Origin of the sequence: Pseudoalteromonas sp. SWYJZ19, assembly GCF_015864375.1 — a bacterium.
Taxonomy (GTDB): Bacteria; Pseudomonadota; Gammaproteobacteria; order Enterobacterales; family Alteromonadaceae; genus Pseudoalteromonas; species Pseudoalteromonas arctica.
On the sequence record NZ_JADYXI010000019.1, the window covers coordinates 45,636 to 67,467 of the forward strand.

At 38.8% G+C, this 21,832-nt stretch carries 22 protein-coding genes; 11 read left to right on the forward strand and 11 right to left on the reverse strand.

From position 1 onward, the window contains the following. The first annotated feature begins 3 nt into the window (after positions 1-3). The 3 genes from I6F45_RS16675 to I6F45_RS16685 are packed head-to-tail and all read left to right on the forward strand — an operon-like array spanning position 4 to position 3,322. The gene (locus tag I6F45_RS16675) at positions 4-1,176 is read left to right on the forward strand and encodes a PP_RS20740 family protein (protein ID WP_197161220.1); all 1,173 of its coding nucleotides are present in this window, start codon (positions 4-6) and stop codon (positions 1,174-1,176) included. 57 nt (positions 1,177-1,233) lie between these two features. Continuing rightward, entirely contained in the window at positions 1,234-1,866 is a 633-nt protein-coding gene (locus I6F45_RS16680; RefSeq protein WP_197161223.1) for a DUF4062 domain-containing protein, read from the forward strand. Between the two features lies 1 nt (position 1,867). After that, entirely contained in the window at positions 1,868-3,322 is a 1,455-nt protein-coding gene (locus I6F45_RS16685) for an ATP-binding protein (protein WP_197161225.1), read from the forward strand. Between the two features lie 137 nt (positions 3,323-3,459). Here I6F45_RS16685 and I6F45_RS16690 read toward each other — a convergent pair whose 3' ends face one another. The 3 genes from I6F45_RS16690 to ompR are packed head-to-tail and all read right to left on the reverse strand — an operon-like array spanning position 3,460 to position 5,986. Beyond that, positions 3,460-3,939: a hypothetical protein gene (locus I6F45_RS16690; protein ID WP_197161228.1), complete on the reverse strand. Its 480-nt coding sequence runs from the start codon at positions 3,937-3,939 to the stop codon at positions 3,460-3,462. A gap of 5 nt (positions 3,940-3,944) precedes the next feature. Further along, on the reverse strand, positions 3,945-5,261 hold the full coding sequence (gene envZ / locus I6F45_RS16695) for a two-component system sensor histidine kinase EnvZ (protein ID WP_197161231.1): 1,317 nt from the start codon (positions 5,259-5,261) through the stop codon (positions 3,945-3,947). Positions 5,262-5,266: 5 nt separating this feature from the next. After that, entirely contained in the window at positions 5,267-5,986 is a 720-nt protein-coding gene (gene ompR, locus I6F45_RS16700) for an osmolarity response regulator transcription factor OmpR (RefSeq protein ID WP_002959552.1), read from the reverse strand. A gap of 195 nt (positions 5,987-6,181) precedes the next feature. Here ompR and greB point away from each other — a divergent pair, with 195 nt between their 5' ends. The 4 genes from greB (at position 6,182) to I6F45_RS16720 (ending at position 10,227) form a co-directional block, all read left to right on the forward strand. Then, entirely contained in the window at positions 6,182-6,655 is a 474-nt protein-coding gene (gene greB / locus I6F45_RS16705) for a transcription elongation factor GreB (RefSeq protein WP_197161235.1), read from the forward strand. 132 nt (positions 6,656-6,787) lie between these two features. Further along, positions 6,788-7,099, forward strand: a complete 312-nt coding sequence (locus I6F45_RS16710) for a hypothetical protein (RefSeq protein ID WP_166420602.1) — start codon at positions 6,788-6,790, stop codon at positions 7,097-7,099. A 50-nt stretch (positions 7,100-7,149) separates the two neighbouring features. Next, a complete protein-coding gene (locus I6F45_RS16715; RefSeq protein ID WP_197161238.1) occupies positions 7,150-7,731 on the forward strand; it encodes a CBS domain-containing protein in 582 nt (193 codons plus the stop codon). A 168-nt stretch (positions 7,732-7,899) separates the two neighbouring features. Then, the gene (locus I6F45_RS16720) at positions 7,900-10,227 is read left to right on the forward strand and encodes a Tex family protein (RefSeq protein WP_197161241.1); all 2,328 of its coding nucleotides are present in this window, start codon (positions 7,900-7,902) and stop codon (positions 10,225-10,227) included. Positions 10,228-10,288: 61 nt separating this feature from the next. Here the strand turns inward: I6F45_RS16720 and I6F45_RS16725 are convergent, their stop codons facing one another. The 3 genes from I6F45_RS16725 to bioH all read right to left on the reverse strand — a co-directional run bounded on the left by I6F45_RS16725 (position 10,289) and on the right by bioH (position 12,291). Beyond that, positions 10,289-11,149: a putative metalloprotease CJM1_0395 family protein gene (locus tag I6F45_RS16725; RefSeq protein WP_197161243.1), complete on the reverse strand. Its 861-nt coding sequence runs from the start codon at positions 11,147-11,149 to the stop codon at positions 10,289-10,291. Between the two features lie 5 nt (positions 11,150-11,154). Next, positions 11,155-11,463: a hypothetical protein gene (locus tag I6F45_RS16730; protein WP_197161245.1), complete on the reverse strand. Its 309-nt coding sequence runs from the start codon at positions 11,461-11,463 to the stop codon at positions 11,155-11,157. Between the two features lie 90 nt (positions 11,464-11,553). After that, complete coding sequence (bioH, locus tag I6F45_RS16735; RefSeq protein WP_197161247.1) at positions 11,554-12,291, reverse strand: pimeloyl-ACP methyl ester esterase BioH; 738 nt, start codon at positions 12,289-12,291, stop codon at positions 11,554-11,556. Positions 12,292-12,365: 74 nt separating this feature from the next. On the opposite strand from bioH, the gene I6F45_RS16740 reads away from it, so the two are divergent. Then, on the forward strand, positions 12,366-13,043 hold the full coding sequence (locus I6F45_RS16740) for a ComF family protein (protein ID WP_197161249.1): 678 nt from the start codon (positions 12,366-12,368) through the stop codon (positions 13,041-13,043). Positions 13,044-13,267: 224 nt separating this feature from the next. Here I6F45_RS16740 and I6F45_RS16745 read toward each other — a convergent pair whose 3' ends face one another. Then, the gene (locus tag I6F45_RS16745; protein ID WP_165739369.1) at positions 13,268-15,817 is read right to left on the reverse strand and encodes a M14 family zinc carboxypeptidase; all 2,550 of its coding nucleotides are present in this window, start codon (positions 15,815-15,817) and stop codon (positions 13,268-13,270) included. A gap of 146 nt (positions 15,818-15,963) precedes the next feature. Between I6F45_RS16745 and nfuA the strand changes: the two genes are divergently transcribed. Next, positions 15,964-16,539, forward strand: coding sequence for a Fe-S biogenesis protein NfuA (gene nfuA, locus I6F45_RS16750; RefSeq protein WP_007584966.1), 576 nt, complete (start codon positions 15,964-15,966; stop codon positions 16,537-16,539). Between the two features lie 9 nt (positions 16,540-16,548). Then, complete coding sequence (locus tag I6F45_RS16755) at positions 16,549-16,818, forward strand: hypothetical protein (protein ID WP_002959572.1); 270 nt, start codon at positions 16,549-16,551, stop codon at positions 16,816-16,818. A 176-nt stretch (positions 16,819-16,994) separates the two neighbouring features. On the opposite strand, the gene I6F45_RS16760 is transcribed toward I6F45_RS16755, so the two are convergent. Further along, positions 16,995-18,266 carry an MATE family efflux transporter gene (locus I6F45_RS16760; protein ID WP_024591683.1) on the reverse strand — a complete coding sequence of 424 codons (1,272 nt, stop codon included), beginning with the start codon at positions 18,264-18,266 and terminating at the stop codon, positions 16,995-16,997. A 42-nt stretch (positions 18,267-18,308) separates the two neighbouring features. On the opposite strand from I6F45_RS16760, the gene I6F45_RS16765 reads away from it, so the two are divergent. Next, entirely contained in the window at positions 18,309-19,346 is a 1,038-nt protein-coding gene (locus I6F45_RS16765; RefSeq protein ID WP_165729074.1) for a polysaccharide deacetylase family protein, read from the forward strand. On the opposite strand, the gene I6F45_RS16770 is transcribed toward I6F45_RS16765, so the two are convergent. Genes I6F45_RS16770 through I6F45_RS16780 form a run of 3 tightly spaced genes read right to left on the reverse strand, consistent with a single transcriptional unit; the run spans position 19,336 to position 21,807 of the window. Beyond that, positions 19,336-20,367: a protein-glutamate methylesterase/protein-glutamine glutaminase gene (locus I6F45_RS16770; protein ID WP_165740891.1), complete on the reverse strand. Its 1,032-nt coding sequence runs from the start codon at positions 20,365-20,367 to the stop codon at positions 19,336-19,338. The genes I6F45_RS16765 and I6F45_RS16770 overlap by 11 nt on opposite strands. An 8-nt stretch (positions 20,368-20,375) precedes the next feature. Beyond that, on the reverse strand, positions 20,376-20,993 hold the full coding sequence (gene cheD, locus I6F45_RS16775) for a chemoreceptor glutamine deamidase CheD (protein ID WP_007584962.1): 618 nt from the start codon (positions 20,991-20,993) through the stop codon (positions 20,376-20,378). Then, a complete protein-coding gene (locus tag I6F45_RS16780) occupies positions 20,977-21,807 on the reverse strand; it encodes a CheR family methyltransferase (RefSeq protein WP_165740890.1) in 831 nt (276 codons plus the stop codon). The genes cheD and I6F45_RS16780 overlap by 17 nt, the downstream gene beginning before the upstream one ends. Positions 21,808-21,832: the final 25 nt, after the last annotated feature.

Sequence of the window (21,832 nt, forward strand, 5' to 3'; positions counted from 1 at the left end):
CTTATGGCTGATATCTTTTCTTCAGATGACGATTTATTTGACTTAGCCGAAGTCACAGGCAAAGTAGATGATGTTAATGAAAATTCGTTTAAGCCTTGGCACAAGCCAAGAAAGCAATTTATTAGAGAAAATCAATGGTTTAATCCATTAAAGCGTATCGCAAAAAGTACTAAATATAATACTATTAATACTCTTAATTATTTTGGCCTCCCAGGGGGAGATCTGTTAGATGTAACTTATATCAGTCAAAAATTACTAGCGCATAATGAACTAAGCAACAAGAATTTTCTTATTCATGGCTTTATCAATGATGAATCTGAATTTAAAAAGGCACAATCAGGATTATCTAAGTTACTCGATAGAGAAAATGTATGCAAGAATTCAAAAATTGAAAATTTTGACTTTGAAGCTTTAAGTACTGAAAATTCAGAGGCATGGAAAAGAGTAAACAATGTAGGACATTATCACTTCATTAATTTAGATTTCTGTAATTGCATTTTGAATGTGAGAACATTGCCCGCTATATATAGGTTATTAGACTATCAGACCAAAAGAGTCATTGGTGCTCCGTGGATGCTATGTATTACAACTCGTTTGAATAAAACAGGTGTAACACCTTCCTTACTGGAAAAATTTGATACCGTCTTGCAAGAAATCAAATCTAATGGAGATATAGTTGAGGCAATTGATAATGCTTTTAGTCGCTCATTATTAGCAGTTGAAAAACTGACTGAATTGGAAGATGCTCAAAAAGAATTATTGAATGAATTGCTTCAAGTGTGTTTGATTTTTTGGTTAGTAAATGAAGCAATTAAGAAAGGTTGCACTATTGAATTGAAAAGCAGTTATAAATACTCGGTTGACTTGCATGATCGAGAGCATGATATGCACTCATTTGTTTTCGCACTTGAAAAGAAAGATAGAGTAGAGGCGGATACGTTAGGTTTAGTTTCTCAAAGTAGTGAGGAAGTGCTTACAGAAGAAAAAATAGCACAATTAAAAAATAAGGCTTTTGAAAAGTTAGGGCGTAGTCTTGATTTAGATGCACATTTAGAAAGAGATAGTGAATTGTTAAATCAATTTGCGGACAACATGATGGATCTTCTGGGTAAATGTGGTTATGACGTTTCTACGTATAAACAGGTTATGACAGAGCAGTTTGGATATGAATTTTAGTTAAGATGACGCTAATTATAAATTTATAGGCACCGATAAGTTTGGGATATAGTAAAGATGGATAGAAAGCCGATATTGATGGTGTCTTCTACGGTCTATGGGCACGAAGAAGAGTTAGAAGTAATTTATACTCTATTAACTCACTTTAAATATGAAGTATGGATGTCTCATAAAGGCACTATTCCTGTTTTCTCAAATAGCTCGGCATACCAAAACTGCTTGGAAGCCGTTAAAAAATGTGACTTATTTCTAGGAATCATTACACCTGAATATGGAAGTGGAATTGAACCAGGTGAGTTATCCATTACGCATAGAGAAATGAAAGAGGCGATTAAATTAGATAAACCTAGATGGTTTCTTGCCCATGACAAAGTAGTGTTTGCACGAGCATTTTTGAATGACTTAGGTTACAAGACATTTGAACAACGCAAAGGTTTAGCCTTAAAACCTAAATCAAAAACAATTAGTGATCTTCGAGTTATACAAATGTATGAAGACGCGACAATTCAATCAGCAGGTGAAGAAGAAAGGCAAGGGAATTGGGTTCAAAAATACAACTCGGCGGCTGATATGAATTTATTTGTGCATTCACAGTTTTCAAAGTATGAAGATATGTTACTGCGACTTGATGAATATTTTAAAAACATTGGACAAGTTAAGAAAAAATTAAACGATCAAGAGGGTTCTTGATATGTCATCTGTAAATTATATTGAATTACTTTCATTAGATGCCTCGCAAGACATCGAAATATTAAATGATTGTGTGCCTGATAATATAGGTGCAGTCATTTCTGCTTTTTTAAACTCTGTTGGTGGGTTTATTGTTGTTAAATTATCATCTATATCAGAATCTATTGAAGAGGATAAGGATCAATTAGAAGCTTCATTACAACGTTCTATTTCTCCGAATGCAATTTTTTCAGTTGAAACTAATGTTATCCAGAACGAACAATTAATCATCATAGAAGTTCCTGCAGGGAAAGATATTCCTTACTCCTTCAACAATGAAATTTATGTTAGAGAGTCAGGGCGTGCTGTTAAAGCTTCGATGGAAGTCCTTAAAGATATGATTTTATCGGCCCAGATTGAACCTTTACGCTGGGAAAGAAGGCTTTCTGAATTTGATTCAGAAGAGGAATTATCAGTAAGTGAATTGAATAAATTACTTTCGGCTAAAAAAACCCCAATTGAAGTAAAAAACAATTCAGAAGATGAGTTATATAAACTACAGCTAATGTCACTGGCTAAACATAATCGTTTAACGAATGCTGGTGATATTCTTTTTACAAAAAATCCTGCTAGAAGACATCCTCAAACTAGAGTTAGAGCTGTTGCTTACGATAAAAAATCAGATGATAGTTATAATGACTTTAAACATTTTGAAGGGCCACTAATTGAAGTTTTAGAAAGTGTTTTACAATTTGTACAGGTTAATACTCCAACCAAAATTTATTTCTCTGAACAAGATCACCAAAGGAAAGAAAAATCATTATTTCCTATGAAAGCAATTAAAGAAGGTTTAGTTAATGCTTTAGCCCATAGGGATTATTCAAATCCATCTGGTGGTGTTTTAGTAGAAATAATGAAAGGCAAAGTAAAAATTTGGAATTCTGGATCTTTCCCTGAAGGGATTGATGTAGATAAAATTCAGAAGGGCCATATATCTATTCTGAGAAACCCCGATATCGCTCATGTTTTTTATATTAGAAATTATATGGAAAAGTTAGGAAGGGGAAGCTCTGTTATACAGAATGAATGCGAAAAATATAATCTACTAAAGCCAGAATGGACATCTGATCCTGACCTTGGAGTTACTCTAACTATTTCAGTCCCTGTTGATTATGAAGACTCAGAAAAAGAATCAAATATTGAAAATACCGAGCTTATAGTCGAGAACATTCTTGATGACCTTAGTATTATTGCTAGAGATAATGTTATTGAACTGCTTAGTGTTTTGAAAGGTAAAATGTCTCGTGCGGAAATTCAGCAAGCATTACGTTGGAAAGATACAGACACCCTAAGGAAATATTTACGAATAGCTATCAAAAAGCATTGCGTGTTAAGAACGTTACCCGATAAGCCTTCCAGTAGGTATCAAAAGTACTACTTATCTGAAAAAGGTACTAAAATAGCAAACAGTAAATAGGTACCAAATAATAAGCCCAAATCACCAGGTGTTTTAGAGTATCCAACTGGTGTTCTAGGTATCCACCTGGTGTTTTAAGGTATCCACCTGGTGTTTTAAGGTATCCACCTGGTATTTTAGGGTGTCCACCTGGTGTTTTAGGATATCCACCTGGTGTTTTTAGGGTATCCACCTGGTGTTTTAGGGTATCCACCTGGTGTTTTAGGGTATCCACCTGGTGTTTTAGGGTATCCACCTGGTGTTTTAGGGTATCCACCTGGTGTTTTAGGGTATCCACCTGGTGTTTTAGGGTATCCACCTGGTGTTTTAGGGTATCCACCTGGTGTTTTAGGGTATCCACCTGGTGTTTTAGGATATCCACCTGGTATTTTAGGGTATCCACCTGGTGTTTTAGGGTATCCACCTGGTGTTTTAGGATATCCACCTGGTATTTTAGGGTATCCACCTGGTATTTTAGGGTATCCACCTGGTCTTTTAGGGTATCCACCTGGTCTTTTAGGGTATCCACCTGGTCTTTTAGGGTATCCACCTGGTGTTTTAGGGTATCCAACTGGTGTTTTAAATTTTCCATTAATCGCGCAAGAAAGTGGTACTAATATAATTAAATAAGTCCTCAAGAGTTTTACTTTGCTAAATCGGCTATTTTTATTGGCAAATATACTTGTGCACTTAAACCGCCTTCGGGGCGGTTTTCTAATTTCACTTTACCGTCGTGCATATCAACAATGCGCTTAATAATAGCAAGGCCTAAGCCGCTACCTTCACTGCCACGCGCTGCATCGCCTTGTTTAAATGGCTCAAACACAGACTCTAATTCATTTTCAGGAATGCCGGGGCCACTGTCGTTTACAGCAATAACCACGTATTTTTTGTTTGAATTAAAATAGCTAAATACTTCAATATCGCCCTCAGAATAACGCAGCGCATTACCAATCATGTTGGTAATTACACGCTTAATAGCCACAGAACTTAACGGTATATTGCCTATATTTGGATTACTTTTAAACGTAATAGTACGTTGATGCTGAAGCTCAGAATTAACAACTTCGGCAACTAAAGCATTTATATCTTCGCAGCTTAGCTCATCTGTTTTATGGTGGCGTAAATACTCAATAAACTGATCGATAATCCCGTTCATGTCTTCTATATCGTAAATAATACCTTCACGAAGATAGTCGTCTTCATCAACCATCATTTCGGTAGCTAAACGTATGCGAGTAAGCGGCGTACGTAAATCATGAGACACACCGGCCATTAGTAAACGGCGGTCGTTTTCAAGTGCGGCAATTCCGCGCGACATTTGGTTAAACGCGCGCGTTACTTCTATAACTTCTGTAGAGCCCTCTTCTTCTAACTTGGTAGAAAAGTCGCCTTTGCCTACTTTTACTGCGGCTTGTTGCAAAGCTTTTAAAGGCCTATTAAGGTGTCTTGCAAACAGCCATCCACCCAGCACACTTAAAAACCCAATACTTGATAAGTAAAAAGTCAAAAACTCTAAGTTATTCTCTTTAAAACCTTTAAGCGGTACTTTTACCCAATAACCTGGCGCTTGCGGTGCTTCAACCCAATAGATTAACGGATCTGTTTGACTAATACGTACACGAGAATAACCACCAAGTTGCTCAGTCATGCTACGCGATAGCATGGAGTACTCGCGGCTTTGCCCAAGCCCTTGACGCATTGCTTCGCGCTGCGTCATTACTTCAATGCCAGTGATTTCAAAAAACTTTGCAGATACTTCGTCGTTTATTTCAACGCCGTCTTCCCAATCAATAAATACCGTTTTAATTTGTTTAGCGAGCATCAAGTTAACTTGCTCAATGGTTGGTTTTACAACGTAAAAACTAACCGTAACATACGACACTATTTGATTGATCAGCAGCAAAGCTGCCACTAAAAATACAGTTTGCCCAAACGCACTACGCGGAAAAAAACCCATATAAATTACTTTTCACCGTCGGGAACAAACACATAACCCAAACCCCAAACGGTTTGAATATAACGCGGGTTGGCTGCATCTACTTCAATCATGCGGCGAAGTCGCGACACTTGCACGTCAATACTTCGTTCAAGCGCACTGTAATCACGACCACGCGCTAAGTTCATTAGCTTATCGCGGCTAAGTGGCTCACGCGGATGCGAAACCAGCGCTTTAAGTACTGCAAACTCACCACTGGTAAGTGATATTGTTTTATCCCCTTCACTCATTTCTCGCGTTGCTAAATTAAGCGTAAATTTACCAAAAGCGATTAAGTTTTCTTCAGCAGCGGGAGCACCAGGCACTTCTTTTGCGCGGCGACGTAAAATTGCTTTAATACGCGCAAGCAATTCTCGAGGATTAAAAGGTTTCGGAATGTAGTCATCAGCGCCAAGCTCAAGACCAATAATACGGTCTACTTCGTCGCCTTTAGCGGTAAGCATTACAATAGGGATTTCGTTTTCTTTTTGACGTAAACGGCGGCAAATAGATAAGCCATCCTCGCCTGGGAGCATTAAATCAAGAACCATTAAGTGAAAGTTTTCACGCTCTAGGAGTCTATCCATTTGCTCCGAATTACCTGCGGTTCTAACAATAAAACCTTGCTCTACTAAGTAACGTTCAAGCAAACTGCGTAAGCGCATATCGTCATCTACAACTAATACTTTTGTGGTTTCGTGTCCCATTATCTCTTTCTTATTTTTATATCCAATTACTAGTTAATATAAATGAAAAACCTAATAATCAAAAATTAATTACCTGCTTAGATTGTTACTGAACATTTCAAAGCTTATTTGCGCATACTTTATTAAATTTTACACTCGACAAGTTTTGGCAAATTTAATAACGTGCACACCATTAGAATTAATAAAGTATTCACCATGAAAACAAATTTAGTTACCCGCGAAGGTTACTTGCAATTACAACAAGAACACGACCACTTGTGGAATGTTAAGCGCCCTGAAGTCACCAAAATAGTGAGCTGGGCAGCCAGCCTCGGAGACCGTTCTGAAAACGCTGACTATCAGTATAATAAGCGCTTATTACGCCAAATCGACCGCCGGGTACGGTACTTGCGAAAGCGTATTCCTGATTTAAAAATCATCGACTACTCTCCCGTGCAAGATGGGAAAGTATTTTTTGGCGCATGGGTAGAAATAGAAAACGATGAAGGTGATATAAAAAGATTTAAAATTGTAGGCCCAGATGAAATTTATGAGCGCAAAGACTATATATCAATAGATTCGCCGATGGCGCGCGCGCTGATTAAAAAACAAGTAGATGACGATTTTGAAGTACTTACCCCTCAAGGTAAAAAGCAGTGGTATATAAATACTATTGAATATCAAAAATAATTCCTATATCAGTACCTACAAATAAAAACATTGATTCAGATCACATTAACTTTTCATTGTGTAATCTATTTGAGTAGGATATAAGATAGTTAAGCAGGTTATTTTTAACTTGAAATTTTTAAGGTCGTGGTTATGTCAAACGTAGTACAGCGCATATTAAGTAATGCCGTATTGTTTGCACTTTTAATGAGTGTGAGCTTGACGCTGCACGCCCATACCACGCAGGTAAACCTTGATAACGCTAAAATATCTAACCACTTTATTGCTTGCGATACTCCTGACCAAGCGAATCTCGACTTTGACGTCGACTCTCACGCTAATACGATTACCCTTGGGGCGCTTCAACCACTCCCTAATGCCGTACACTCTTTTTACAAGAGCACTAATTTAAACAGACCTTTTAGCACTGCGTACCAACGTGGACCACCTAGCTATTTAATTTAATTCATTATTTTACAATTTAATTAAATTTTATAACTAATAAGGTGACTATTATGTCTAACTTTAAAGAATTACGTACTCAAAATGTATCTCACGGCGTTATTGCAAGCACATTTGCAGATGATCAACCATTAATTGATTTAGCATCTCCTGCATTAAAAATGGTAAACAACTTTACGCAAACAACACCTATTCGTGCTCAGCACGAAACAACAATAACTGAAGCACTTAAACAAGTAAGCGCAAAACAATCAGACTTTGTTTTAGTAACAGATGAAAATCAAAAATTGATTGGTCTTGTTTCTAGTGCTGATTTGCAAAGCTCTAAAATAACTATTATTGCCGAGCGCTTAAATACGCCAAGAGGCGAAGTAAGCTTGCGCGATATTATGACACCTATTAGTAAAATAATGGGTGTGAGCATGCAAAGCTTGAGCTACGCATGCATTGGCGATGCGCTACAAACAATGGAGCATCAGGGTACAATGTTCTTATTAGTAACAACGGCAAGCAACGAAATTTGCGGTTTAATTTCAGCACGTCAAATAGCTAAAACATTGCATATCCCTGTAAATATTTCGCCTATTGCTCACTCTTTCAGTGAAGTATTAGAAAACATAGAGCACCCTCACTAGGGCGCTCTTTTAGCTGAATTAATTTACTCCCTGCCCAACCATCTTAAAGCAAGTAAAATAGCTTGCTTTAAGAGCTTTTCATTACTACCTCCTGTGATATTATTCAAGCAATTAACTACGCCAGAAACACACTTCTGGTCTTATTTTATTGTATAAAAAGGTTTTTGCATGAGCGATATCTCTGCACGTTTAGCCATAGAACTAAACGCACAGCAGCAACAGGTTGTTGCTGCAACAAAGTTACTTGATGAAGGCGCAACTGTTCCTTTTATTGCCCGCTATCGAAAAGAAGTTACAGGTGGCCTAGACGACACTCAATTACGCCTTTTAGAACAGCGCTTATCTTACTTACGAGAGCTTGAAGAACGCCGTAGTTTTATTTTATCGACTATCGAATCTCAGAAAAAGTTAACTGCTGAACTAAGTGCCGATATTGCCAATGCACAAAGTAAAACTGAACTCGAAGATTTATACCTACCTTATAAAGCTAAACGCCGCACTAAAGGCCAAATAGCAATTGAAGCAGGTTTAGAGCCACTGGCAGATGCACTATTTAAAGATGCGAATCTTGACCCAGAGCAACAAGCAGCTCAATTTGTAGATGCCGAAAAAGGCTTTGCAGATGTAAAGGCGGTACTTGAAGGCGCTAAATTTATTTTAATGGAGCGCTTTGCAGAAGACGCTAAATTACTCGCTAAATTTAGAAGTCATATTAGCCAAAATGGTGCTATTGAAAGTACAGTGATTAAAGGCCAAGAACAAACAGGTGCAAAATATCGCGATTACTTTGAGCATCAAGAGCTTCTTAAAAAAGTCCCTTCTCACCGTGCACTTGCAATGCTTAGAGCCCGAAATGAAGGCGTACTTCAGTTAAATGTTAACCCTGAGCCAAGCTCTGAAAACTCAGCGCAACTGTGTGCTCAAATGATTGCCGATCATTATCGTTTAGATATTAAATATAAAGCGGCAAGCCCTTGGTTATTAAATGTTGTGCAATGGGCGTGGAAAATTAAATTAGGCCTGCACCTAGAGAATGAATTTTTTGCAGCAATGCGCGAAAAAGCAGAAACTGGCGCCATTGATGTATTTGCTAAAAACTTAAAAGATTTATTAATGGCAGCACCTGCTGGCCCTCGTACTACACTTGGCCTCGATCCTGGTTTACGTACAGGCTGTAAAATTGCCGTTGTTGATAGCACAGGCAAATTGCTAGCTACACAAACTATTTTCCCTCATGCACCACAAAACCACTGGGATAAATCGTTGCGTACATTAGAGCAACTTTGTCGCCAGCATAAAGTAGAGCTTATTGCGATTGGTAACGGTACAGCATCTCGCGAATCTGATAAGTTAGTTGCTGAACTTATGAAAGCCAATACCGAGCTAAAACTTAATAAAATAATGGTGAGCGAAGCGGGCGCATCAGTTTACTCAGCGTCTGAATTTGCCGCGAATGAATTTCCTGATTTAGATGTTTCTATTCGTGGTGCTGTATCTATTGCACGCCGCCTTCAAGATCCACTTGCTGAACTAGTTAAAATTGAGCCGAAATCAATTGGTGTAGGCCAATATCAACACGATGTATCGCAAAGCCAGTTAGGCCAAAGTCTTATTTCAGTCGTTGAAGACTGTGTAAACTCAGTTGGCGTCGATTTGAACATGGCATCAGTACCGCTACTTACCCGCGTGTCTGGTTTAAACAAAACATTAGCGCAAAATATCGTTAATTACCGCGATACTAATGGCGTATTTACCAAGCGTAGTGAGCTTAAAAAGGTTGAGCGTTTAGGACCAAAAGCATTTGAACAAGCGGCTGGTTTTTTACGTATCAACAATGGTAGCGATCCACTAGATAACTCATCAGTTCACCCTGAGGCTTACCCTATTGTTAAACGTATTTGTGAGCGTAACAGCGTAGATGTAAGCAGCTTAATTGGTAACAGTGACTTTTTAACTAAACTTGCTGCTAACGATTATATTGACGATAAATTTGGCTTACCAACCGTTACCGACATTATTACTGAGCTTGATAAGCCGGGTCGCGATCCGCGTCCTGAATTTAAAACTGCTGAGTTTAAAGCAGGTGTTGAAAAAATTAGCGACTTAAAACCAGGTATGATTTTAGAAGGCGTGGTGTCTAACGTTGCTAACTTTGGTGCATTTGTTGATGTAGGTGTTCACCAAGATGGCTTAGTGCATATTTCAGCAATCACTAATAAATTTATATCAGATCCGCGTGAAGTAGTAAAAGCGGGCGATATTGTAAAAGTGAAAGTAGTTGAAGTAGACGCTGCACGTAAACGCATAAGCTTTACTATGCGTTTAGATGACGATATTGATACAAGTAATAAGTCAGCAGCCCCTGCGACGCAAAAAGCACAAACACGTACTAATAACTCACAATCTCGCGCTTCAAAGCCTAAACGTGACAACGGTAATGCGTTAATGGGTAATGCATTTGCCGATGCGTTCGCTAACGCTAAAACGAAAAAATAAACTTTAATCAAAACTAAAAAAACCGCGTAAGCGGTTTTTTTGTGTTCATTTTACGGAGTTATTAGCCATACGCCGAAAAGCCACTTTCGCTTTGTGGTGAACTCGTCATTTGATAAAAATTAGCAATGCGCCCAGCTCGAGCATCCACATCGGCATCGCGAGATTGCTCTGTATTGGTATCGCTTTGTGATTCTGCAGTGCTGGTTTCGTTGGCTGAAAGCTTATTACTTTGCTCATCTTCTTCGCTTTGCTCTTCTTCTGGCATCGCAAGTTCAGCTTGGGCAGCAGCCATTTTTTGTGTTGCATCAGCTGCTATTGATCTATCAGCTCCCGATGGCTCTGCTGGCGCTAATGCGGCAGCACGTACGGTTTGCATTTTATCGATAGTGGCTTGCGGATCATTGGGGACTTCAGATACATCAATTTGTACCTCACCACTTACAGCATAGTTGGTGCCATCTGGACCACGTTCATAACCATAGCTCGGCGATCCTGCATGTTGCCCGCCAACAGCAGCATGAGCTTGTTCGTGCACACGCACTTCCGTATCGCGGGCTTTAAGTTCTTTAATTTGCTGTTGTTCTTGTTCGAGCTGTTGCTCTTCTTGCTCAGTTTCTTGTTGAGACGCTTCTTGGTCGGACTCTTGGTCGGCACTCTCTGAATTTTCTGAACTGCCTTCACGCTGCTCAACTGCTTTATCGTCAGCTAGTTTACCGCTGGCATCATAAGTCGATACATCACTATTATTGCCTGGAAGTTTAGCTTTTTCAGCATCGCTTTGCGCTTTGGTTTCAGTATTGCTCGCATTGCTTGAAGCAGGAGCAGGAATAACTTCTCGTAGCTGGTTGTCACGCCGTGCGGTTTCCGTATAAACATTTGCTGTGTTTATATTGATAGACGGAAATGGCGTGACAATATTCATTATTACTAAACTTTAATATCGATTAACGTGCCAAGTACATCATCAGCCGTTTGAATTGATTGCGTGTTTGCCTTAGCGTTAAATTCTTCAACTTTTAAGTTAACAAGCGCTTCATCAACACGAGCTGGTTGTGCTACAGGTGCAGTAATGGCTTCTTCTTGGCGTGCTGCGCTAAGCTGACGTTGCTGCGCTAATTGCGCGTCATCTTGCTGTTCTATACTGGCACGGTTAATCTCTGCGCTGGCTTTTTCAATACCTTGGCTGGCACGATTAAACCCTTCAACACCGTTATTAAATACAGATCCGATTGGCATATTAAAGCCTCCACCAAATAAACATTGTTTAATTATCGCTCAGGTTATGCACAAAATAAAGCTTTAAACCGAGCAATTCTTACCTCAATTTTAAAACATTGATTTAACGACAGATAAAAACTCACTTTTATGAGAAATAAATGGCGCATGTGACGCTTTATCAAGTATTACGTACTCAAACTCAGCATTTAGTGCTGCCATTTCTGTAATTGCTTTATATGGCACCAAGGCATCTAAACGACCAAATACAGCTTTAATAGAGACCGGACAACTTGCAAATAAATCACGTAAATCGTCGTTTTTTAAAATATCTAAACCAGCACTCAGGGCGTCGCTTTGTGGTGCGCTGTACTGATTTAGTAATTGTTTAAGCAGCTTTATATCATCACGTGCCGACTCGCTACCCATTGCTTGAATAGCTAAAAAGCGATCTATGGTTTTTTCTCTGTGATTAACTAATTGCTCTTTAAACTGCGCCAATACATTCGCTTTTATTCCGGGCCAATTATCTGCCTCCGCAAAAAAAGGAGTCGATGCTATTAAAATAACTTTAGATACTTTTTCAGGCCAATGCTTAGCAATATAAAGTGCAAATAAACCACCTAACGACCATCCCATTAAAATAGACTGAGGCTTTAGCTGCTCACTTAAAATTACTGCTGCATCATGCAAAGTATAAGGGCTTGGGCAAACAAGGCTATTACCAAATCCCGGTAGGTCAAGGCTACGTACATTTCCTGAATATAAAGACTCAAGTTCTGGCTGTACTAACTGCCATACACCCTGATTCATTCCCCAACCATGTAATAACACTAACTCATTTTGCATATTTGCCTAACCTTTACCAAACTTAGGCTTATCATAACGTTTAAATAGGTGGTTGTAATGCACGGAGTGAATCAATGAAACAAGCCGTTTTAAATTGGTTATTTCCCTCTTATTGCGTGCAATGTCAAAGCCCGATTACGGCCAATTTAGGGTTATGTGATTATTGCCTTGAAGATTTACCGTTATTTGACTTTAGTAAGCATAATAATTTACTGCATCGGCCCGATATTGTTGAGATGTTTCCTAATTGCGAGTTTGATAAATTATTTGCCTGTGCTTTTTATCAACCGCCCTTTGATCATTGGCTTAAAAGGCTAAAATTTAATAATCAAATTCATTATAAAAAGGCACTGCAGCAAGTTATACAAAAACAATTAACGCAGTTTTTTGAGCAAAGCCCTACTTTGCCAGATACCTTTATTATTTTACCTCTTCATAAAAGCCGGTTCGTAACACGCGGTTTTAATCAGGTAAGCCAAGTATGGCAGCCTCTTTTGTCTCAATTCGCACCTTTAAATAGTAGTCTTATACGCAATAAAAAAACCCAAGCGCAATCTGCACTTTCAAAAGCCAAACGAGTCAAAAATTTAAAAAATGCCTTTATTTGTACAGAGGATATGAGCGGAAAAACCGTCGCTATTATTGATGATGTTATGACGACAGGGGCAACATTGAACGCAGCTACTAGTGCACTAAAACAAGCAGGCGCTAAACAAGTGTGGGCTTTTACAACTTGCTTAACGCCTATTTAATTATTAAAAAGTATTATACCAATCCGCAATAATACTTAATCATTTTACGGGGCTAAACGTGTCGCTACCTGAGTTAAAAAATTCTCATTTACGACTGCATGGATGCAGAAGGTAGAGCAATGCAGGAGCAATTGCCGAGAACAACTAAATAGCGAATTTTTTGCCTAGCTATCAACACGTTTTTCCATCCTCAAAATAGATCACTTAATTTAAGCGAATTAGTATTATTCGCCATTTGCACGAAACGTATGGCCAAAAAATAAAGCGTTGCTTAGTAGTCGACTAGTCCCATACCAGTAACCTCTAAATACAGGGTCATCGGTCATGCCTATTACTGTACCTCGTCCGTATGAGTGAGCAATTAAGCCTGCGCCGCCAGCAACTTGCTCAACATTAACGGCATCGGTAAAGCCTGCCAATAATGGATTTTTAGTGTAGGTAAGTACATTTACGAACGGAGCATCGGAAGCTTCTAGCAACCAAGTACTGTTTTTGAATACGGGCAATGTATTACGCTTAAGTGAAAATGTAAGCGGATGAGTTAAATCTACATTAGTATTAAAAATAGCACCTGCAATGCGTTGACGTCCTGCTAAATGATCTTTATCGCCATAACTTAAATCTGTCGTTTTAAATGCACTTGCTACATCTTGTCGTGATAGATAGCTTGCTTTGAGTAATTGCTGATCAGCTAAAAATTTAGCGCCGCCTTTGTGACCCCAAATAACGCCGCCTTTTCTTACCCAGCTTTTAATAGCCACTTTGTCGGCATCAGATAAGCTATTGTAATTGCCATGAGCAAGCACAATATGACTGTAGTCACTTAACTCGAGTGAACTAAAGCGATTCATTTCAACAATTGTTGGTGCAACACCTACAAAGCGATCTAGGTAATACCACACTTCGCCGACTTCGTACTGGCTTGCGCCTTGCCCGCCAATAAGCAGTGCTTTTGGAGCACTAACAACCGCCATTGATCGCGACCCTAAATCGGCTCCTTTGCTTGTTAAACCTGATGTAATAGGTTTGATTGCAATACCAAACTCATTTTGTGCTTTATTTAGCAAGGTAATCCAATCTGTATTTGTTTGTAGTCCAGCCGGTATAATAATACTTCCAGGTTTAAAATTAATTTCTCCTGATGTTGATTTAGCCGTTAATGCTTTTAGCGCTACACGTGCTTTTATACCTTGCTGTAATAAGCTATTTAACATTTTAGGTGCTAAATAATCATCCCACGAAAAACCAAATGCGTAACCTTCGGTGAGTGAAGAAAATGATGGGGTTGCTACTTTTTCCCATGCTTTATCAGCAACCTTTAATCCCCAACTACTTTTAACTTTAGAAAATGGCAAATTAAACGCATGCGCTAATGTCCAGCCAGATACATCGTAAAAAGTATTATCGGCAAAGTTTTTTTGCTCACTAAAAATCGCTTTTACCAAACGATATTGTGGTTGTGCTAATGGTACAAAATAGCTATGTGTACTGAAATTCTTACCATCTGCTTTTAATGATTTAGTAAGTGGGTAAGCGTTAATTTGATGCTGCTTTAACAATTCTAAAAAGTGCATAATACGGGTGTTGTCGCTTGCACCTTCAACAACATAACCTTCAAAGCTTTCATCGCTGGCTAAATCAGTAGCTTGATTGTAAAACTTAGCCTGGTAATCAAGTAATGCTTGGCGGTTATCAACTGCTGCCTTAAAGGTAGATAAACTCGTTAACAGTTGATTTTTAATAGTGAAAGGAAAGCTCAAAGGTCCATTTATGGTGTCTTGAATATGTCCGCGAGAACTTGCTTGTTCAAATAAAATGCCTATGCCACCATTTACATCAGGATAAGTTGAACCTTTACCGTAATAAAAGTCGTCAAAACTTTCTTCGGTAAAATAAAGGGCGTTGTTTTCATCTAAGGTTTTTGCATGATAGTTGGCAATTGTCTTTGTTAAGGTAACATTTTCATCAGGTGTTATAGGGTGCTTACGACTTGGAATACCTGGTTGAAAAAAGTAACTGCTGTTTGGACCCATCTCATGAAAGTCAGTTAAAATATTTGGTTTCCACTGATGAAATTTAGCAATACGTGCACGCGATTCAGGATGCTGTAGCAGTAGCCAATCGCGATTTAAATCAAACCAATAGTGGTTAGTACGGCTGCTAGGCCAGTTTTCAACATGCTCACGGGTTTTAGGGTCACTTGATAAATTCATGCCTCGGTTACTGTTGGCCCAATTAGCAAAACGAGCAAGCCCGTCAGGATTAAGTGAAGGGTCGAGTAAAATAACCGTGTTATTTAATAGCTCATCTATTTCAGTACCTTGTGCAGCAGCTAAATAATAAGCCACCAGCAATGATGAGTTACTACCTGATGACTCATTACCATGAACGCTATAACCCATCCATACAACGGCAGGATCGTCTTGTGCTTTACTACTGTTATTACTTAAGTGTGCTAAGTGAGCTTGGCGTGTCTGCTCTATGCTTGATAACTTATCAGCAGCAGTAATTGTTAGCATTACTAACGGGCGTTGTTCATGCGTGCGGCCAATCACCTCAAAATTTATACGGTCGCTTTTATCAGCAAGTATTTCCATATAACGTACGAGCTGATCGTGTCTCACGTGCCACTCTCCTACTTCATAACCGAGTACTTGCTCAGGAGTAGGAATTGAAGGGTCAAATTTTACATCTTGTTCAAAATAATACGAAAGTGGCTTAGCTACACTTGAAAAGCTAAGCAACACCACCATTAATGTTAATACCAAACGCATATAAATCACTCAAAAAATGTTCGTTGTTTGCACGCTACCATTGCTTAAAATAGATGCCAACTTTTTACGCTCAACACTAGCCGCAACACGATGAGCGGAGTATGATACGCAGTATCCGAGTAATTTAGTCAAGTATAGATGGTTTTATGATTTCTATTTCCGAAACAGCGCAAGCGCATTTTGCTAAACTATTAGCAGATCAATCACAACAAACCAATATTCGTGTGTTTGTTGTAAACCCTGGTTCATCACAAGCGGAATGTGGTGTGTCTTATTGTCCAGAAGACGCTGTAGAAGCGAGCGATATTCGCCTAAACTTTAACGGTTTTGATGCCGTTGTAGATGCTGAAAGTGCTCCATTTTTAGAAGAAGCTGAAATCGATTTTGTTACCGACAAAATGGGTACTCAGTTAACGCTAAAAGCACCAAATGCAAAGGCGCGTAAAATAGGTAACGATGCATCGTTAAACGAACGTGTACAGCACATGCTAGAAACCGAAGTAAATCCACAACTTGCTAACCACGGTGGCCAAGTAAGCCTTGTTGAAATTACAGCTGCAGGTATTGCTATACTTCAGTTTGGTGGTGGTTGTAACGGTTGTTCTATGATCGATGTAACGCTAAAAGAAGGCATTGAAAAAGAAATGATAGCTAAGTTTGAAGAAATCACCGGTGTTGCTGATATAACAGAGCACGAAGCGGGCGATCACTCTTACTATTAGGCCTTCTAAATGCTAAAGCAGCTTATTTATCGCTTAGGGAGCAACCCTAAGCTGAGCTTAAAGCGCTTTTTTCGCGGCTTAGCACTGTTTGTGCTAGCCGTGATATTCATATCTATTGGGTATTACACTCACTACAGCTTACAAATAATTGGCGTTATAATTTTACTCCCCGCATTATTTTTTGCCGGTTGGGGCTACTGCGGTATTTTTGCTAATCGTTTTTCACAAGTTTTAAAAGATATGGGCCCTAAACACCACGACCCCGATCTCTGGAAATAAACCATTTATTTATACCAACCTCCATATATATTTGGGCAATTTATCGAATTAAATCACTCTATAACGTTGTTAAAAATTTTTTATTTAGAACAACTAGATACAAAAATTTTTGCCTAGTTCTAGCGCAATTTCCTTATCGTTAAATAGACCCCATATATAAGCAGATTAGTATTAGTTTAATCCAGTAGCTGATTATTTATTTTTAAGTGGTGATATTTAATTATTAATGTAACCCCGCGCATTAACATAAAACAGCTCATAGCCAGCCATAACCCGTTATTTTGCAAGTCTATAAACACCCAAAACACACCAAAAAAGCCAACTCCAGCTGAAAGTATCATACTGTTACGCATGTTCTTTGCTCGCGTAAGCCCTACAAAAACACCATCAAACAAAAAGCAACTCATGGCCAAAATAGGCAACACTATTAGCCATGGTAAATAGTGTGTTGCCTCTTGAATAACCTCTGGCACATTGGTTAAAAGCTTGATTATACCGCTGCCGAATAATGCAAAAAAAGCGCTATATAAGACGCCAAAAAGCATGCCCCAAAATACACTTATTTTAACCCAAAGCTCTATATTTTTAACGCTTCCTTGGCCTTTAGCTTGCCCTACTTTTGCCTCAGACGCGTAAGCAACGCCATCAAGAGCAAAACTCACCAACATTAGAAAGTTAAGTAAAACAGCATTAGCAGCTAATGTGGTTTCGCCTATACGCGCTGCGTAAAACGTCATAAAACTAAAGCATAATTGCAGTATTAAAGAGCGAATAAATATATCTCTATTCAAACTCAATAATTCAGCCATTTTGCTAATACTCAACCAATTCGGTACATTTAGATCAATGTCTTGTTTTTTAGCTAGTTTAACCACTAAAAACAGTGCAAATACTAAAGCCGTATAATCAGCAATAAGTGAAGCCCACGCAGCGCCTGCAACTGCCCAATCTAAATAAACAACAAAATAAATATCGAGTACTATATTAACGATATTAGTGACGAGTAATAAATAAAATGGGCCTCGACCATAATGCACACCAAGCATCCAACCCAGTAACACTAAATTACACAATGCTGCTGGAGCACTAAAAATACGAATGCTAAAATACTGATACGCTTGGATAAGTACATCGCTATTGGCGGCGGAGAGGTAAGCAATAGCGTGCTTTATTAATGGGGATAACACAATTAATAGCACAGCCACTGCGCTTGCAAGCAATAAGCTTCGTTTAAGTAGAGCGGCAAGTTGGGTTAAATCGTTTTTTCCATATGCTTGTGCCACGAGCCCCGTGGTGCTCATTCTTAAAAAACCAGCCAGCCAAAATAAAATAGATATAACTGCAGAGCCAAGGGCAATACCCGCTAAGTAATGAGCGCTTCCTAAGTGCCCAATTACAGCGGTATCAACAATTCCTAACAACGGCACTGTGATATTTGATAGTATCATCGGACCCGCTAACAACAGCAAGCTTTTATGGTGTGCCTTATTATGTATAAGAAATTGTTTCATTTAGTATTATTTATCCTCATTAGTGTATCTGTGCGGGCTCAAGCAGCCGTTATTTTACAGTATCATCATGTTAGTGAAACCCTACCCGCTGTAACGAGCGTTAGCGCCAATACATTCACTAAACATTTGAGCTATTTAAAAGAGCACAACTTTAACGTTATTCCTCTTAATGAGTTAATAAGCGCACTTCAGCAAGGTGAAACCTTACCTGATAAAACTGTCGCCATCACCTTTGATGATGGTTATAACAATAACTATGAACAAGCCGCGCCTATTTTAGAAAAGTTTGGCTACCCGTACACTATCTTTGTAAATCCTAAATTAATAGACGAGAGCATGAGCTACGTAATGGGGTGGGATAAGCTCAAAGAATTATCTAAAAAAGGGGCATTAATAGCCAATCATAGCGGACAACATGATTACTTACACCTTAAGCTTGAAAACGAAACCGATGCACAATGGCAATCACGTATTAAGCAAGATATTATTAGCTCTCAAAAGCGTATAAAAGAAGAAATAGGCCACGACTATAAATACTTAGCATACCCGTATGGTGAGTTTAATAACGAGCTGCAAGCACTTGTGACAGAGCTTGGTTTTGTGGGTATTGGTCAGCACTCCGGCGCTGTAAATAAAGACTCTAATTTTAGCCGCTTACCGCGTTTTCCTGCATCAGGCTTTTACAGCAAACTAGAAACTCTTATTACTAAGCTTAACTCACGCGCATTTAATATCACCAATTTAACTTATCAAGATAGCGTTACACAACAAAATCCACCCACGCTCACAATTGAATTTAAAATGGGTGACTTTCATAAAAGCCAATTTGCCTGTTACGTATCAAGCGTAGGCCAAGCAGATTTAAAATGGGTAAATAAAAATACAGTCGAAATAACCTCACCAAAGGTGCTTAATAAAGGGCGATCTCGTTTTAATTGTACGGCCCCTTCTATTTCTAGCCCTGGTGATTATTTTTGGTTTTCGCAGCCTTGGGTAATTGAAGCGCCTAAACCTTAACTGCCTGATGTAATAGTCGCTGGGTTATTTTATCCAGCGCAACTATCTCGTCCGTTGCATTTAACTCAGCGGCAGCCTTAGGCATACCCCATACCACCGATGAGTACTCATCTTGAGCCAAGGTATACGCACCGTTTTGTTTTAGTGCAAGTAATCCTTTTGCGCCATCACTCCCCATCCCTGTTAGTATGGCTGCAACTACGTTTTTAGCTCCTGTCTCAACTAATGAGTTAAACAGCACATCTACCGCAGGTTTATGTCTGTTAACCGGCTCGCCATCATCAAGCTGGCAATACAAGCTAACACCTCGCTTTTTAATACTTAAATGAAAACCACCTGGTGCTATATAAGCCCAGCCAGTGCTAAGCTTATCGCCATGTTCAGCCTCTTTCACATTTATCGTGCATGTACGATTCATTCGCTCAGCAAATGAGGCGCTAAACACAGGAGGAATATGCTGAGTAATTACAATGGGCGGGCAATTTTGTGGCATTTTAATAAGTACTTCTTTGATAGCCTCAGTACCACCCGTTGAAGCACCTATCGCAATTACTTTATTAAGTAAAAATTGAGAATGGGTATTAATAGGCTCATTTGTGACGACCGTTTTTTTATAGCTTCTTACTCTTGCTCCAGCAGCTATTCGCACCTTTTGTTGAACAAGTGATGCATATTGGCTCAATTGCTCTCTTACGTTATTAGTAGGCTTAGCTATAAAATCAACAGCCCCTAATTCGAGTGCCTCGAGTGTAATAGGAGAGCCTTTTTGGGTCAGTGTTGAAATCATCACTACTGGCATTGGTCTTAATCGCATTAAGTTTTTTAAAAAACTAATGCCATCCATTTTTGGCATTTCTACGTCGAGCGTTAATACATCAGGATTTAACTTTTTTATCATTTCGCGAGCTTCGTAGGGATCCTCAGCGCTCCCCACTACCGTAATATCTTTAGCTTGCTGTAATATTTCAGTGAGTAAACGCCTAATTAAGGGGGAGTCGTCAATTATTAATACTTTAATCATGCATACTCCTAAAACAGCTCTATATCAGTTACTACTTCTTGCTTTTTAAGGTTTTGTAAGTAACGGACTTCGCGTTTTTCAATCGTATTATTATGTAGGTTTTTAAGTTTTTTCATATGAACTTTACCGGTGTTCGGATGAAAAAATATTTTTCGTGGCCATGGTCCACCCATATCGTGGGCAACTAGATTTAATGCCTCTTCTTTAATATACGCCGCTGCAAAACTAATATTACCCAGCCCTATATCAGTCATCGCACTAATAATTTTACCCCCACCAAAAAGTTTTACTTTTAGGTTACGGCGAGATGCACCATTTTTTAAAACTTCGTTTATAAGATACTCCATAGCCCAATTGCCATACCGACAACTTAAACTATGCGCATTCTTAAGTTCTACTCCCTTTTGAATTGGTAACATAAAGTGATTCATGCCCCCAATCCCTAGTACTTCATCGTAAACACAAGCCGCAATACACGAACCCAGAACTGTAGAGATCAGCTCATTATTTTTAGAAACATAAAACTCACCCGGAAGCACTTTAGCAACAACGCTACCTCGGCCCGAGTCCCAATATCGTTTAATATGTTCAAAGTTAGGTAATACCGGCCTAAACTCTGCGTGCATTTTGTCCCTTTTGGTACATAGTTTTCCCTAAATTTTTAAATTGCGTATGCTCTTTTCCCATACTTTCTGAGTGACCTAAAAACAAATAACCTTGTTCATTTAATATATTGGCGTAACGCTTAAAAAGCTGATCTTTTGTTTCTTTATCAAAGTAAATAACAACATTACGACATAAAATAAGATCAAATGATCCTTTCATTGGCCAATCTTGCAATAAGTTTAAACGCTTGAATGAAATAGACTCTTTTAGCCTATCTTTAACTTTATAGTTTTCACCGTCTTTACTTTTTAAAAACCAACGCTTAAGTTGCACGTCATCTAAGCCGTTAACATTCGCTGCGGTGTAAATACCCTTTTGTGCTTTTGCCAATACATTAGAATCTAAATCGGTTGCTAGTATTTTTACATCCCAATTGCTCGGAAATGCATTATTTAAAGTCATCGCCAAACTGTAGGGCTCTTCTCCTGTTGAGCAACCTGCAGACCAGATTCTTACTCGCTTACTATTTTTATTTGCCTTTAAGAGAGCAGGTACAAGCTCAGATTCTATAAATTCAAAGTGGTGTATTTCACGAAAAAAAGACGTTAAGTTAGTTGTTATTGCATTAATAAAGGCATCAAACTCCTGATCTTTATGGCTATTTAAATACTCTAAATAGGCTTTAAAGTCAGTTAGTTTTCGCTCTCTAATACGTCTTGCTAAGCGTGAATAAACCATCTCTCGCTTATGCTCACCTAATACAATTCCACATGCGCTATAAACTAAACTGGCAATTTCTTTAAAGTCGCGGTCGGTACACAAAAACTCTTTCATTGTTCGCTCTCAATTTAGCCTGCCA